The following is a 14,205-nucleotide window of genomic DNA, read 5'->3' as shown; positions in this document are numbered from 1 at the left end:
TATGCACTATACCGACCTGATCTTATTATCATACCGGACGGTTATCAGTCACAAACTGCGCTCGGCACTGACCGCGTTAGGGCTGATTATCGGCATCGCGGCGGTGGTCGTATTAACCTCGATAGGACGGGGCATTCATACTTTTGTATTGGCCGAATTCACCCAGTTCGGCACCAACCTGATCGGCGTTCATCCCGGCAAAACCACCACCTTCGGCGTATCGGGCGCATCGATAAGCACGGTTAGGCCGCTGGTTATAGCTGATGCGGTCAGTTTGAGTAAAGTGGAAAACATCATCGCCGCATCCCCGCTGGTACAAGGCAATGCGCGTGTTGAAGCGGGGGAAAAGCAGCGACGCACCAATGTGTTGGGAGTCGGTTCGGCCGTGCCGGAGATATGGAAAATCAAGGTCATCAGCGGGCGTTTTTTTCCGGAAGAGGGCAATCCGCGCGCTTTTGCAGTGTTGGGCAATAAATTGGCGAGCGAACTGTTCGGCACCGCCAGCCCGCTAGGCCAGCGCATCAGGATCGGTAGTGATCGGTTCCGGGTCGTCGGCGTGATGGAAAAAAAAGGCCAGATGATCGGCTTTGATATGGACGACACCGTTTACATCCCGGCCGCCAAGGCGCTGGAGCTGTTCGACAGGGAAAGCCTGATGGAAATTCACCTGCTGTATAGAAGCACTGCTGCGGTTGCCGAAGTAGAAAAATCGATCAAGCGAAACCTGGTTGCCCGCCACGGCAGCGAAGATTTCACCATCGTCACTCAGAACCAGATGTTGAAAAGCATGGATTCCATTTTGAATATCCTGACCCTGGCAGTAGCGGCGTTGGGCAGTATTTCATTGCTTGTCGGTTCGGTCGGCATATTAACCATCATGACTATCGCTGTTTCCGAACGGATTTCAGAAATCGGCCTGCTGAGGGCAATCGGCGCAGAACGCAGAACCATTTTTCAGCTGTTTCTGTGCGAGGCCCTGGCGCTAAGCGGTGCAGGCGGACTATGCGGCGTGTTGTTGGGCATGACTATCGTCTGGATACTTGATGCCGCACTGCCCGCTTTGCCGGTGGAATTGGCCTGGGCCTATATCATCGCGGCTTTTATGATCTCATTGCTGATCGGCATAGCCGCTGGAGTCGCGCCGGCCATGAAAGCCGCTCGCTTGGAGCCGTTGGAGGCTTTGCGGGCCGAGTGATTTCTTGCATAGTTGTTGCCGGCATCAAAACCAAAGGTTAGCACCATGAATAAATTAAAAATCAACTCAACATAGGGAATAGATGAGCCGAAGCATGAGCCCCTCGCTAGCAGAGAATATCTCTCGCTTTGCCATTATTTTTTATGCGATTTCTACCGGCGCATTTGCTGAGGAATTTTTATGATGAGCAAAATGCTTACAACTAAATAATCCTTGGCTTGCATACATCGTTTTTTGTTTAAGCTACAGTGTCCCGCCGGAATAGTGCCGGTTTTAACCGGCGGCGCAGTTCAGCATATAGAATGTATGCTGTCTTGTCATATTGCACAGTGCAATCGCTGATAACAAACGGCTTAGCTTATAACAAAAGGCAAGACATATCCGTGCCGCCTTGCACGTGTTTCGATTGATGTCGGATGATGCGGTATTTGTTAAGCCTAATAAATAAACTGCTTAGATTTTCAACTAGTGTTCCTCTGGGGTGGGTACCTTTTAGTCGCACGTTGCGAAGATGGCTAATGGCAGGCAGTCAAAATGTTTTTGTAAATTTTGAGGAAGAGATAATGAAAAAAATTGAATTTGTATTGAGTATCCGGTGTTTGGTGGGCACGGTTCTCACGATGGCTATGCTTGCACCGCTGTCATCGACAGCCGCTACGTCGCCCGTGTTGGCCGATCAAGGAAAAAAATGGAGTGATTCCAACCGGGAAAGGTTCTATATCCAGGATCAAGGCTCGAGAATCATGCCGTTGAAATGGATTAAAGCTTTGAAACAGGCGGACGGTACTCCTTTCATGGCCGACAGTCTTGGCCGCTATGGTTATCTGCCTAATCCCAAGAGCCCGGAGCCAGGTCTTCCGGTCGGCTTTATTGCCGCTAAAGAGAATGGCGAGAAATTCATCGGCATGACTTGTTCCGCCTGTCATACTCGCCAAATCGAAGTTTCCGACACTTCCTACAGGCTTGACGGAGGCCCAGCCATCACCGATATGCAAGGCTTTATGGGTGATCTCGACAAGGCGGTCAATAACATACTGGTTGACCCCGCCGCCTTTAAGGAGTTCGCCCGCGCCATACTCGGCCCATTTTCCAAGAAGCAGGACGAAGAAAGATTGCGCGCCGATGTTGCGACTTGGTTCCTGCCCTATGATACGATCGTAAAAGGTTCGTTGCCGACCGAATCCCCTTGGGGCCCATCTCGACTCGATGCCGTATCGATGATCTTTAATCGGGTATCCGGACTTGATATTGGACCTGCTCCTTCTTACATGATTCCTGAGAACATCAAACGTGCCGACGCACCAGCCCGTTATCCGTTTGTCTGGAATGCGCCTATCCAAGATATTACCCAGTGGCCCGGTTTTGCTCCAAACGGCAACCGTATACTGGGACTATCCAGAAATATTGGCGAGGTTTTCGGCGTATTCGCGGTTCTCCACCCCAAAAAGGACGATTCGAGATTACTTAAAATCAACTATGTGGAAAACAACTCGGCCAACTTCCATGGACTGAATAAGCTGGAAAGCTTGATCAAGAAGATCGGCCCGCCAAAATGGCCTTGGAAGTTGGACAAAGCTCTTGCTGCCGAAGGTGAAAAAGTGTTCTACAAGAAAGATCCTGCCGAAGACAATGAAAGCTGCGCCGATTGCCACGCTATTAAGAAAGGCAAAATGCGCTCTTTTACTCACGAAACTTGGGCTACGCCTATTCTGGACGTTGGTACGGATTCCAGAGAAGTCAACCTGCTAGGTTCTCAGGTCAAAACCGGCGTACTTGAAGGTGCAGTGATTTTTCCGGAAAAACCAGCGCTTAAAGCTGTCGATTCGGCGTTTTCGGTTTTGGGAACTGTCGTAGGCGGATCTATTATTCAGCATTACCTTCCGGTCGAACTCAGCGCAAAAGACCAGAAATTGCTAAGTAAACTTGATCGGTTGAAATCGGCGTTTAAAACGGAAAGCGATAAGCTCGAAGATATGGACGACTTAAGCAGTTTGGACGATCTCAAGGAAACTTTCCCATTAAAAACGCCTGCTACGCCTTCCTATCCGTATGAATCTCGCGTACTTCAAGGAATTTGGGCTGTTGCGCCATATCTGCATAACGGATCGGTGCAGTCTTTGGCTGAGTTATTGACACCCTCTGAAAAACGGGTTGCAGAATTCAAAATCGGCCCGGCGTATGACGTGGATAAGGTTGGATTGGCGTCAGAGCAAACCAAGTTCAACTTTATTTTGAAAACTACGGATTGTGCTAATAGAGACTCCGGCAATAGCCGTTGTGGTCACGATTACGGAACCAGTTTTACTGATGCAGAGAAGAAAGCTCTTCTTGAATATCTAAAAAGCTTGTAATTCCGGCAACTATTGAGTAATGGGATGGGATTATGGACCGTCCCGTTATTTATAGTGACAACGTACACTTCGTTTCCAGTGTTTCCAGATTGCCCAAGTGGGAAGTGGCTGCCGAAATGAAGTATTTAAAAGGGGACAATCATGAGCAATACGACTAATTATTTAGAACAGTACGACGCGGCTGCCGATGAAGATAAATATCCGCTGGTTCGGGGATGGATGTATAGCGAACCACGGCCATTTTTTAAGGAATTGCGCGAAAAGCGGCCGATACTCGTCACGCCTGAATGTACCTTATTGGCATTATTCGATGATGTTACCGATGTATTGAATATGCCTAAGGTATTCACCGTTGAACTTTATGTCGCGAAGATGGCTGATTACTTGATGGCTCATGACGACGATGCGCTGCATACTCGTGAGAAATCCATCATGATGGGCTTACTGAATCGCGACGATTTACCGCAGGTTAGGGCGATGGTCGCCAATATCGGCAAAGAGATACTCGATAAAGCCAATGGGCAAATCGAAGTGGTAAACGATTTCTGTCGAATGGTGCCAGCGACTTTGGTACAGGACTATTTCGGCTTGACAGGTGCAGACCGCAAAGACTTGATCGAATGGTCCTACTGGAATCAGTACAACACGTTTCATAACCAATCTTTCGACCTTCTTCCTGAGGAGTTAGCCAAAAGCGTCTCTGACCATCAAAAAGAAGTTTCGGATAAATTGGGTAAATACATAGCGGGTTTGATTCTACGCCGCTTGCCGGTATCCAAGGTAAAGCAAGCGTTAAGCACCTTGCTGACGCCTTTATGCTTATTGAAAAAATTGCTGGGTCAGTCCAGCCAGACCGATAAAAAACTGAACGACGACATCGTTTCCAGAATGTTGCGTTCCACTTATCCACATGCCGTAGATTTCGACATCAAACGCTTGGGTGTCAATGCAGGCGGCTTGTTGATCGGTGCTATCGAGACCACTTCTCAAGCTGTCTCTCAGGTCATTCAATTTTTGCTGGAGCGGCCTGAATTACTTTCCAAGGCTGTCGATGCCGCGAAAATGGATGATCCAAAGGCTTTCGATAACATAGTTTGGGAGGCCCTGAGGTTTGTGCCCATCGCCCCCTACATGTTCCGTAAAACAGCCAGCGAATATACCGTTGCCAAGGGCACGGCGCATACAACAACTATTAGTGCTGGAACCATCGTACTGACGCTGACCCAGTCCGCGATGTTCGATCCTAAAGCATTTGAATCACCCGATGAATTCATTGCTGAACGCAACTGGTATCACTATTTCCATTTCGGATTCGGCAGCCATGAATGTCTCGGTAAATATGTTGGCATGGTATTAATTCCGGAGATGGTTCGCCAAGTGTTATTAAGACACGGCATTAAGGCGATTGGCAGCATTGATTACAAATCCGGTCCTTTCCCCGAACAATACGATCTTGCTTGGGGTAAATAGTTGTTTGGACCACTATTGAAGCTTCATGAAGATGCCGAGAACGTTGTAAATCATGTTGGGAAAATAAAACTTAGGATTAAAAGCAATGCCGAGTGAGAAACATACAATGATCAAACTGGTTATCACGTAATTAAGGAGACAAATATTATGTCCGGTGGATATACCCACATTACCTTGGCGCAGTTGGCGATCGAAGAAGGTCGCAATCGTCGTGAGGGCTTATTGCACAATGACGCCAAGCGAGCCTTGGGATATTGGAAAAAGTTTTGTATCGTCGGAGCGGTAGCGCCCGATTATCCATATCTTGATGTACTGGACAGTAATTCCAGTGCTTGGGCCGATGCCATGCACAAAGGGCACACGGTAGTGTTATTACGTAATGGGGTTGCCAAAGTACGTAACATCAAGGATGACAATGTGCGCCAAAAATGTATGGCTTGGCTGTTCGGTTTTGCTGCGCATGTTGCTACGGATGGCACTATACATCCTGTCGTCAATCTGAAAGTGGGGCCCTACGAGCAAAATAAAACCGAACATCGGCGTTGTGAAATGTCGCAGGATGTTTATGCGCATGGCCGACTCAATATGGGGGCGCTTGAGTTCAATAGGCAAATATCCACCAATGTGGACGATAGCTCCGATATAAACAACGAGGATCGTATGGATTCGGATGTAGCTCTACTGTGGCAAGATCTGTTGACCGGCGTTTATTCTGGTCTTGATTCCAATCTTAAAGCGCCCAAGGTACACGACTGGCATAGGGCTATGCGTCGCATGATGAAGCTAGGTGAAAGCGGCAACGTATTATTTGCTTTTGCCCGCCACGTAGCCTCCAATCAGGGTTTGGTTTATCCGGTAGCTCCCGAACCTCAATATATTTATGGTCTTAATGTTCCAGGCGGCAGCGTTATGGATTTTGAGGAGCTATTCAAAAAAGCTTTAAACAATATACTGGAATTATGGGGTTGGCTGGCGTTGGCTCTGCAAAACCGAGAGTCTCCACTGGATACCTTGACGAGCTGGAGTTTGGATACAGGTATTGATGAAAACAACCACATGATTTATTGGAGCTGATGTTATGAAACACCGCCTATTTATTAGTCTTGTCACCGCTTTGCTTGTGGGAGCTTGTGCCTCTCCCATTGCCGCAGCTCCCGATGCCAAAGAGCGGGGCCGTTTGTCTACCAAAATGGTAAATCTGAGTTCAGCGGTAGATACCTATTTTGCCGATCTAGCCGAGGCGCCTATCGACAGTGATGCTGCCATTTTACAAAATGCAACTCGCCATGATCCTCGTTTGTTGGCCCCTGAATTTGAGCCTTATTTACTGAAAGTACAGTATCAAAAATCGTATGCAGTATTGTTGCTGTGCACTAAAGACGGCGGTAGGGCGATTATGGAAGACGCCGGTTGTTCCGCCCGCCTGGATCGCCAAGCAACCCATGTTGCACCTTGTGAGTTTACCTTGCTTGTTAAGCAAAGTTGCGATGTTGAAGGAGCAGATCCGCAGTAATAAGGTGATTTAAATACTGTTTGTATTCATTACCTATCTACGCATCAATTATCTCATGTCATCAAAAGTTCGTATAACTTCTCCGTAACGATAAATCGTACAGCTCCTTTTTGCGTAATTGGGGAATTCAAGTAAAAGCAAAGTATTCGACAAACTCAGCGTGAATGGATCTTATATTATCGATCAATTGCGTTCATGGTAAGTTTGTCGAATTACAAAGCGATTAATTTAAGGAGTTTTTGAAAGAGAAAAAAGCCTTACAAAACTTTTGTTATTTTTTTGGCGCGATCCAGTAGCTTTTTGTATTAGTCGAAAGTTACTGTATTTCCTTGTACTTCACTTCGATGGTCAATAAAAAACCCGCTAAGCCTTGCGGCTTGCGGGTTTTCATAGTTCTTTGCACGGCTCTGTACTAATGTTTGGTACGAGGGCCGGTATTGAATAGATTGATTAATGTATTGTTTTTATTATATTTATGAATTTTTATTTTTTTGTGTACCGTCATAAATACCGTCATCAATGCAATGTAACCCATACTTTGCCATAAAAAACTTCGTTGTCCAAGATCATGAAAAGCTTCTTCATATCGTTAATATATTGACTATTTATTATCGCGTACCTAATTTGAAAATCATGAATATCGCTTTGTAAAAACCGCCAATATTTGCCATTTTGTTTTTAGCCGATTGCTTATTTCTAGCGGCTTGCAGCCAACAATAGACATTCAGTGAAAAATAGAAATTACTTTTCATTTTCAGTGAAAAGCACTATAAAACAATAGCTTGACTTTATTTTTGCCATAAAAAAATGTATTTTTATTGTCATTTAATTTCACTTTATGGCAAATCATTACAATTTACGAAATATGCGCATCGCCCTGATTGAGTAAAAATCGGCGCTGCAAACGATCATAAAAACAAGGTATTTCAATCGCTTAATCAAAAGAAAACACCTAAATTAATGCGTTGTGAAAATGCAGTTATTATTTCAATGCACTATTTTTGTGCAAAAACCGCGCGGGCAAGGAGGAGTGCGCTTGCTCCCCACAGGAGTGGCGCGGCATGCAGAGCATGAAAAGTTTGGGAATTTTAAGCGGCTTGTTGATGCGCCAATATAGTGCATCAATCTGACGGGCAAACGAATTTTTACGTAGGAATAGGGGTGTTCAAATACACCCTATTTAAGGTGTAATGTGACCCGAAAAAGCCGGTGATTTTCCGGCTTTTCGGGATGGAGGAAATGTTATGGGGCTTTAACGTTTGTCACTGACGTTCATATAGAACCAACAAATACACCAGCCGGTTTGCAATCCTGAGCATTGCTATTGATGTCGTTAACGTGGATCACCTCCATGTATTGAGTGAACCGATGCCCCAGGTCGTCAACAACATAACCAGGCTTGGAAAGCGTACGCGACACGATGTCACCGATACCGCACAGTTCAACCGCACGTCTGGCGTTATCGGCCCCGCGCGCGCTCCACACGATGAGCTGCTTGCCCTCGTTGTGTTGTCGCCTGGCCCAGCTCACTAATTGATGATTAACCGAATCATCAACCAGCAATGTGCCGTCGACATCGATATACACGACATCCGGTTTCGGATAATCGATAAAGCCTTTTTCTCTGTTATTCATGCAATGTTCCTTGTTCGTTAAAGTGTTTGGCTCATCAGCCCCTTGGAGAACAATAGACCTGTACAGTAAGCGGATCCCCTGAAAGAGCGGATACCGTTACCGACGAGCCTGCCGTTTGAATGCTTATACTTGGCACGTCCATGTGCTGCTTGCATCTAACCCGATGCTGAGTCAAGTATTCTCGCTCGAACAGCTCGGCAGCCTCTTTCGATTTAAAGCCGCCACGCCTGACGCGAGGAATCCCCTTGCGGGCGACCTGGACCGACCACTTGCCGTTTTGATCGTGCTTAACTGTCATGGGCTTGTTCAGCTAAATAAATTTGATGTAATTGACCTTCAACGTGTTGAATGGCCACCTGTACACCGGGCAACCACTCCGGCGTTTTAGCGCCTCCCTCAGCGTGGTCTTGTGTGAGCGAATCCCGGAACCGCCGCCCCAGCTTGGCTAGAAATAGTTCTTGAGCAGAAGTTGAATTACCGTAGTGCTTGGCTTCAGATGCCACCATGGCATGTATCAGGTTCTTAAGCGGCTCGCCAGCCAATTCAAAAATCTGCTTGGCCACCTGATCGGCTAACGCTTCCGTAGTTTGCTGTCTAAGATATTTGAACTTACGGCTCTTATTACCCAAATCATTTTTCAGCCTCGTAAGGTCTCTGTTCCGCGTAGATATGGCTTCGGTTAAAACCGTTACTTCGGTTTCCATCTCAGCCACTGCGCGCGCTGCGAGACAGGAGTCGAGTAGTCCCCAGAAGCGATAGTGCATGTGTTTTCACGCAGCTTGCGAAGTGAAAATGCAGGCTTTCCGAAATCGCGTCGAGTCATTGGAGAGCATGTGAGCTACCCCTTGTTGGGTAGCGATCGAGTGACCAGGACGGCTGGGGCAGCCGCAGGCATTAGCGGTCGCGTAATTTTTGCCGCTTGTTGGGCTGGGAGGCCCATAAAAGCTTTCGCAAAAATAGCGACTCCCCGGTTTATGATCATTGAACTGCTCTTTCGACAGCGTGACTTTTGAAAAGGCGCCCGGCCTCGACAGTTCCCGCTCCTCGATCGCCAGCTTGGCGTTGATGTCGTTGACATGGGTTTGTGTTTCGGAAAGCCGGCGGCGCAAACTCTCAATCTCGGCCTGCTGATCGGTAATGGCCTTTTTCAAATTGCTGACATCGGCTTTACGCTTAAAATAGTCACTAGGATTTATTGCTGTCATGATGAAACTCGCTTAATTAAAATGATAAAAATCGTGCTGCATCAATCAAGACGCAGCACAAAAAAACGCCCCGTTACAGGTAAGTCGTCGGGTCCGCTTTGCTAATGAGAGACTCGGCATCTCTTAACACCGCGCCGAACTGAGCCACATCCGGATCGCACATCTCAAGGCCGCCCAATTCCTGGTTGTAATCCTGTTTTAACCATGCCAGATCCTGTTTGATGCTGGCAAAATCAGCCGACTTACCTTGCTTCGCTTTATCAAGGATGGTCTTCATCCTTCTGCCAAAATTCAATAATGCTCGTTCTTTTTCGTTCATACATACCTCTGCTAGACAGAATCATCCGTCTTTAATAAATTGATTAAGTGATGCCATCCGGCACCGGTGCTTTGAACCCCATCGTCCGATAGATTACCCTCCTTGCTCTCCCTAATAACCGACAGTCCTCCCCAGACTGCCACGCACCTCGCCCCACTGCTGACGATAAATCGCCGACCGCTTGTTAAACGCCGACAAACCGAATGGACGCCCGTCAACAACATCCAACACAAACGCCGTAGACTTGCCTGGAAATAGTCGTAGCGCCTACCTCGCCCGCTTTAACTTCGGCCATGATCGGTCCCAATGCCGCATGAACCATAAATTCCAGGTTGTCACGGCGCTGCAAGGTTGTCGATAGCCCGAACCGGTATTTTGCTTTTTGACGGTTGATCACTATGTAAGCCTGCGCCGCCGGGATGTTGTGGCAGTCGTCCATAATGACCAAGCCGTAATTAAGACTGCTTTCATGCTTGACCAATGTTTGTGTTAACCCTACGGTGAACACTTCCCCTTCCTGGCACTTGCCGCCGCCGATCAAGCCGCAGTCAAGGCCGGTAAAGCGCTTTATGGCGGCTTGCCATTGTTTGGCCAGATCTATCGACTTCACCAGAATCAAACAACGCTCGCCTAAACGCGCGGCAAGCTCAATGCCCATCGTTGTCTTGACGGCACCAGTCGGGACAATAATCACGCCTCCACCATTATCGATAGCCAATTGAATGACACGCTCTTGATAGGGCCGTGGTTCAATGCTGGTTTCGATCCGCACCGGGCGGCTGTTGCGGTCGTCCTGAATCTCACAATGATTTAACCAGTCTGAAGTGTGCCCTCTTGGAATAGCCAAGCCTTGGCAAGTGTCCTCGAACAATCCCAGGTTTGCAGGTATAGCCAAAGTAGACCGGCCAAGCTGTTGCGCCTCGTCATATTTCGGATTGCGAAAAGTCAGCGCTTGCTTGATTTGGTCGGTTTGTTCGTCGCTCAACCCGGTTAAATAAAGCCGGTCTGATAGTGTTGCTTTCATAGTTGCGCCCTACCTTTGCTCATAAATTACACACGCGCCTTTGGGGTTCGTAAAAAATTGGTACAGTTATTTTGTGTTTTTCGTGTTTTTACGTTTTTTATAAATTTCTCCTGCATAAGCTATTGATTCTATAGTTATTAATTTTCAGAAAAAATAACTAAAAAAACGCCGTTTTAACTATACCAACTGTACCAGCCTGCTACAGGGCGCGCCATTCGTGGCCTAGAGCTGGTACAGTTCATTATTTTTAGCGAAAAACCCGAAAATTAACTGTACCAAGCGCTGCATCCTCCGTCATTCATGGCCTAAGGGCGTTTTAGCTGCCCTAAAAAGTGGTACAGCAAATTAGCCCCATTTCCCGCCTATTTATTCAAGAAAACCTCAATCTGGTACAGTTGGTACAGTTCGGTACAGTTAAGTAAAATATTTGCTGTACCACCTTAAACCCTTGTGCGCCGTAGCTTGTAGAAAGCTGGTACAGTTGGTACAGCACATCAGCCCGGTTAACAAAAAAATCATAGCTCCAGCTCCGAAACCGGCACATCCAACAATTTGGCGAAAAGCTGTACCAACTCACCACGGCTCGGCAAGTCGTAATATTTCCCGCCATCCCTGTCGGAACGCCCCATAACGTCTATGTTGAGCTTAGCCATCATCCGACCGATGAGATTCCGCGCGGCGGGTTTACTGATTTTGTCCTCGTCATCACTGCTCCATGCCACAAAATCATCAATCAACTCATAGGCATAAATTCGGGCTTTGCCGCCGAACGGTTCGGGGCGCATGATTTCGTTATAAAAGAACCGGTTAACGCCGCTCAGGTTCGCCAATTTCTCGGCAATCAACGCCTTAGTTTGTGGGCATTTGTAAGGATCAAAACCAGAAATATCGACATTAAGAAGGTAGTACAGCAGCTTGGCCGCGCCGCCGTCATGGATCCAGCCCCATAACTCACGGAAATAAGCAGAGTCCTGCGCTTTTACGTCGGAAGGTTCAAGCACCAAATAGCGTCGCTCCCGGATGCCGGCGTTTAAAACGCGGGTGTGATTGCTGGCAAAAATCAGCCGGCAATAATTCGGCAGAGGCTCGATTTCCAGTCCCTTGCGCTCAAGATTGACTGAAGTTTCTGAAATAATACTTTTCAGGCGGTCAGCCACATGCTTATCGGTCAAATCGACCTCATCGGCAAAAGCATAAGCGCCGTTGGTTTTACTACCATGAGAACCCAATATCATCAGCAACGGCTCCGCCGTCGTGCCTTTGCCGGTCCCCTCAACTGATTTCAAAACGATTGCAACGCTGGGCTTTTCATCAGGCCGTTGGAATAAATGAGCCATCCAGCCGATCAGGTAGCTGTAGGATATTTCATCGCCGGCGCAAATAATGTATTTCAAATGATTCAAATAAAGGGAACAATCACCCTCAACCGGTTTCTTTTGCAAGCCACGGTAAAGATTAAATACCCCGTCAGGGCATTTTTTCGGGTCAGGATAAAACCCGGTACCGTTCGGCATGTAATTTTTATCAGGCCATTCAAGCCATGCTTGGCCTTGATTTTTCTTTTTGTCGCCCACGCCAATCAAGCGCATATGAAGAAATTTTTTCTTGAACTCGGCCGGGGCCTCGAAAGTGAACACGCTGCCCTGGACCTGGCAAGTCCGCTGCCCAACAATGATGTTTTTTCCGCCCAGGACGGTATGCGTATAGGATTCATTGAGCCGTTGCAGTATCTCGATGTCTGCATCATCTAACACCGTTCCGCCGGGCAGGTTTCTTGCGTATTCTTTCAGCGGCTTTGCTTTGGCCGGTTCTGGAGTATTCCCGCCGGCGGGTTCCGCCACGGCTTTGGCATTTTGCGTCCCGGTTTCCTGTGCTTCGGACTGATCGGCAGCCAGCGGATTGTTATTCCCCGCCTCTTCAGCCGTCTGCGCTTTACTTTTTCCGGTACCGGCTTTTTCGGACATAAACAGCCGCTGGTTGTGCCGGGTTATCTCCGGGCTCCAGTTCAGGGCTTGTGAAAAATCGCCGGCGCATTCGAGTAGCCGGTAACAATCCCACGCATCATGGGCGAATCCATCATTCAGCGCATCGCCGCCATGAGAATAAACCCGCTCAATACCATCGGCACAACCGCGCAAAATCGCAACGCCCGGCGCTCTTGATGCGCTACCCGGCCTGATAAATCTATCGGTGCCGAACGGCTTATAGTCCCTACTCATCAGGTAGGACGCGCAACTGTTCGCCTGATTGAATTCATCGATTGGATTACGCCAGCCGGTTAGTTTTTGGCCTTGTTGAGGTTTGCGCGCTTGGATTTTCGGCGGCTTGGCTGCAATGCCCAGCGCGGAATCAAAACAAGGCTTCCATGCCTCCCAGTGTTGGAGCATATCCATAAGCACATCAGGGATTGGAGGGATTGCGGCAGGATTGCCGATAAATTGGTATTCACCACCTTCCGGATGCTGTCCGTGAATCACGTCTTGGCAATTGCCGCAACGAAATTCAAGAACCATCTCACCAGCATGTTTGAGCTGCCGCACTCCCAAATCCTTGGTAAACGTTGGCAAGTTGAATAACACCTTGGCGCGATTCGCTTTAGGGCTTCTGATTTCGGCCCTATCGACATCCTCTAACAAGTCTGAAAGCCGAATATTGGCAACCTCTTCAAAAACCTTGCTGGCCAGCGCCACATTATCCAGGTCAAGCGCCAGCGTACAGCTTGCGCCGTGGTACAGGCCGAAATTAAAGCCCTCGCAGTGTTTAAAGTCATCGGCATTGGCAGAATAGCCACCCGGATTACTCAAGTCTTTAGGCTGATTCCATCCCTTAGCGCGTGGGGCTTTGGTCGGTTTGCCGCCGACCTGTGGAATAGGCACCAGATACAGTCCAGCGGCGCAAAACTGCTCAATTGCGCTAAAACTTTTATTTTTGTTTTGCATTCGTCGTCCTTGCCGGATGCAATACTTTTCTCCATCGGTTATAGTAACCGCGCTTTTGAGGAAAAGTATTGCGAAAAAACCGGCGATTGATTGGGGGCAGTCGTCGGTTTTTTTATGCCTGTTGTTCTTTCCGCCCCTGACTGCTTCCATCAATAACGGCCTCAATGCTGGCAAGGGCCGATGTAATCGCGTCGAACGTACCTATGATCTGGCCGATGGCCATAGGCTCGTTACCGGACAACACATTAGTAAATGACGACAACATATCGATAGCGTGGGTTGTTATCTGATCAATTCCAGCCAGGGTATCAGCATTGATCGTCGTGTCATTTGCTTCGCCGCTGCCCTTTATCACGGCCGCATCCATCCAGGCTCGGGTAATGGCTCGGCTATTCTGAAACAGCGCCATAACATCTAGCATCGAGTAATAAGCATCATCGCGATTTGCCTCATTTTCGGCCCCAGCTAAGTACATACGCCGGTTCAGGCTGACAATGCTACCTAGTGTTTAATTACGTAAATTAGTTACCGTATTTCTTATTTGGCTACCTTTT

Annotated in this window: 12 protein-coding genes; 5 read left to right on the top strand and 7 right to left on the bottom strand. The window is 47.8% G+C overall.

From position 1 onward, the window contains the following. The first annotated feature begins 1 nt into the window (after position 1). From V7051_RS04290 to V7051_RS04270, 5 genes are all read left to right on the top strand, one after another. The gene (locus V7051_RS04290; protein ID WP_333873794.1) at positions 2-1,195 is read left to right on the top strand and encodes an ABC transporter permease; all 1,194 of its coding nucleotides are present in this window, start codon (positions 2-4) and stop codon (positions 1,193-1,195) included. A gap of 563 nt (positions 1,196-1,758) precedes the next feature. After that, positions 1,759-3,546, top strand: coding sequence for a di-heme-cytochrome C peroxidase (locus V7051_RS04285; RefSeq protein WP_333873793.1), 1,788 nt, complete (start codon positions 1,759-1,761; stop codon positions 3,544-3,546). Positions 3,547-3,687: 141 nt separating this feature from the next. Beyond that, complete coding sequence (locus V7051_RS04280) at positions 3,688-5,016, top strand: cytochrome P450 (RefSeq protein WP_333873792.1); 1,329 nt, start codon at positions 3,688-3,690, stop codon at positions 5,014-5,016. Positions 5,017-5,163: 147 nt separating this feature from the next. Continuing rightward, complete coding sequence (locus V7051_RS04275; protein WP_333873791.1) at positions 5,164-6,090, top strand: zinc dependent phospholipase C family protein; 927 nt, start codon at positions 5,164-5,166, stop codon at positions 6,088-6,090. 4 nt (positions 6,091-6,094) lie between these two features. Then, positions 6,095-6,529 carry a hypothetical protein gene (locus V7051_RS04270; protein WP_333873790.1) on the top strand — a complete coding sequence of 145 codons (435 nt, stop codon included), beginning with the start codon at positions 6,095-6,097 and terminating at the stop codon, positions 6,527-6,529. Between the two features lie 1,272 nt (positions 6,530-7,801). Here V7051_RS04270 and V7051_RS04265 read toward each other — a convergent pair. From V7051_RS04265 to V7051_RS04235, 7 genes are all read right to left on the bottom strand, one after another. After that, on the bottom strand, positions 7,802-8,164 hold the full coding sequence (locus tag V7051_RS04265) for a hypothetical protein (RefSeq protein ID WP_333873789.1): 363 nt from the start codon (positions 8,162-8,164) through the stop codon (positions 7,802-7,804). Positions 8,165-8,451: 287 nt separating this feature from the next. Next, a complete protein-coding gene (locus tag V7051_RS04260; RefSeq protein WP_333873788.1) occupies positions 8,452-8,928 on the bottom strand; it encodes a hypothetical protein in 477 nt (158 codons plus the stop codon). Positions 8,929-8,934: 6 nt separating this feature from the next. After that, a complete protein-coding gene (locus V7051_RS04255) occupies positions 8,935-9,369 on the bottom strand; it encodes a hypothetical protein (RefSeq protein ID WP_333873787.1) in 435 nt (144 codons plus the stop codon). A gap of 73 nt (positions 9,370-9,442) precedes the next feature. Continuing rightward, entirely contained in the window at positions 9,443-9,688 is a 246-nt protein-coding gene (locus V7051_RS04250; protein WP_333873786.1) for a hypothetical protein, read from the bottom strand. A 214-nt stretch (positions 9,689-9,902) separates the two neighbouring features. Next, positions 9,903-10,712 carry a DEAD/DEAH box helicase gene (locus V7051_RS04245; protein WP_333873785.1) on the bottom strand — a complete coding sequence of 270 codons (810 nt, stop codon included), beginning with the start codon at positions 10,710-10,712 and terminating at the stop codon, positions 9,903-9,905. 515 nt (positions 10,713-11,227) lie between these two features. After that, positions 11,228-13,651: a DUF5906 domain-containing protein gene (locus V7051_RS04240; protein WP_333873784.1), complete on the bottom strand. Its 2,424-nt coding sequence runs from the start codon at positions 13,649-13,651 to the stop codon at positions 11,228-11,230. A gap of 112 nt (positions 13,652-13,763) precedes the next feature. Next, the gene (locus tag V7051_RS04235; protein ID WP_333873783.1) at positions 13,764-14,126 is read right to left on the bottom strand and encodes a hypothetical protein; all 363 of its coding nucleotides are present in this window, start codon (positions 14,124-14,126) and stop codon (positions 13,764-13,766) included. Positions 14,127-14,205 lie beyond the last annotated feature (79 nt).

The sequence above is a fragment of the Methylobacter sp. genome, assembly GCF_036845245.1.
Taxonomy (GTDB): domain Bacteria; phylum Pseudomonadota; class Gammaproteobacteria; order Methylococcales; family Methylomonadaceae; genus Methylobacter_A.
This window is presented reverse-complemented; position numbering and strand designations above follow the sequence as displayed.

Bases quoted from the DNA above. Each gene is read 5' to 3' on its own strand.
- V7051_RS04290 (WP_333873794.1), top strand. From the start codon at position 2: ATGCACTATACCGACCTGATCTTATTATCATACCGGACGGTTATCAGT.
- V7051_RS04285 (WP_333873793.1), top strand. From the start codon at position 1,759: ATGAAAAAAATTGAATTTGTATTGAGTATCCGGTGTTTGGTGGGCACG.
- V7051_RS04280 (WP_333873792.1), top strand. From the start codon at position 3,688: ATGAGCAATACGACTAATTATTTAGAACAGTACGACGCGGCTGCCGAT.
- V7051_RS04275 (WP_333873791.1), top strand. From the start codon at position 5,164: ATGTCCGGTGGATATACCCACATTACCTTGGCGCAGTTGGCGATCGAA.
- V7051_RS04270 (WP_333873790.1), top strand. From the start codon at position 6,095: ATGAAACACCGCCTATTTATTAGTCTTGTCACCGCTTTGCTTGTGGGA.
- V7051_RS04265 (WP_333873789.1), bottom strand. From the start codon at position 8,164: ATGAATAACAGAGAAAAAGGCTTTATCGATTATCCGAAACCGGATGTC.
- V7051_RS04260 (WP_333873788.1), bottom strand. From the start codon at position 8,928: ATGCACTATCGCTTCTGGGGACTACTCGACTCCTGTCTCGCAGCGCGC.
- V7051_RS04255 (WP_333873787.1), bottom strand. From the start codon at position 9,369: ATGACAGCAATAAATCCTAGTGACTATTTTAAGCGTAAAGCCGATGTC.
- V7051_RS04250 (WP_333873786.1), bottom strand. From the start codon at position 9,688: ATGAACGAAAAAGAACGAGCATTATTGAATTTTGGCAGAAGGATGAAG.
- V7051_RS04245 (WP_333873785.1), bottom strand. From the start codon at position 10,712: ATGAAAGCAACACTATCAGACCGGCTTTATTTAACCGGGTTGAGCGAC.
- V7051_RS04240 (WP_333873784.1), bottom strand. From the start codon at position 13,651: ATGCAAAACAAAAATAAAAGTTTTAGCGCAATTGAGCAGTTTTGCGCC.
- V7051_RS04235 (WP_333873783.1), bottom strand. From the start codon at position 14,126: ATGTACTTAGCTGGGGCCGAAAATGAGGCAAATCGCGATGATGCTTAT.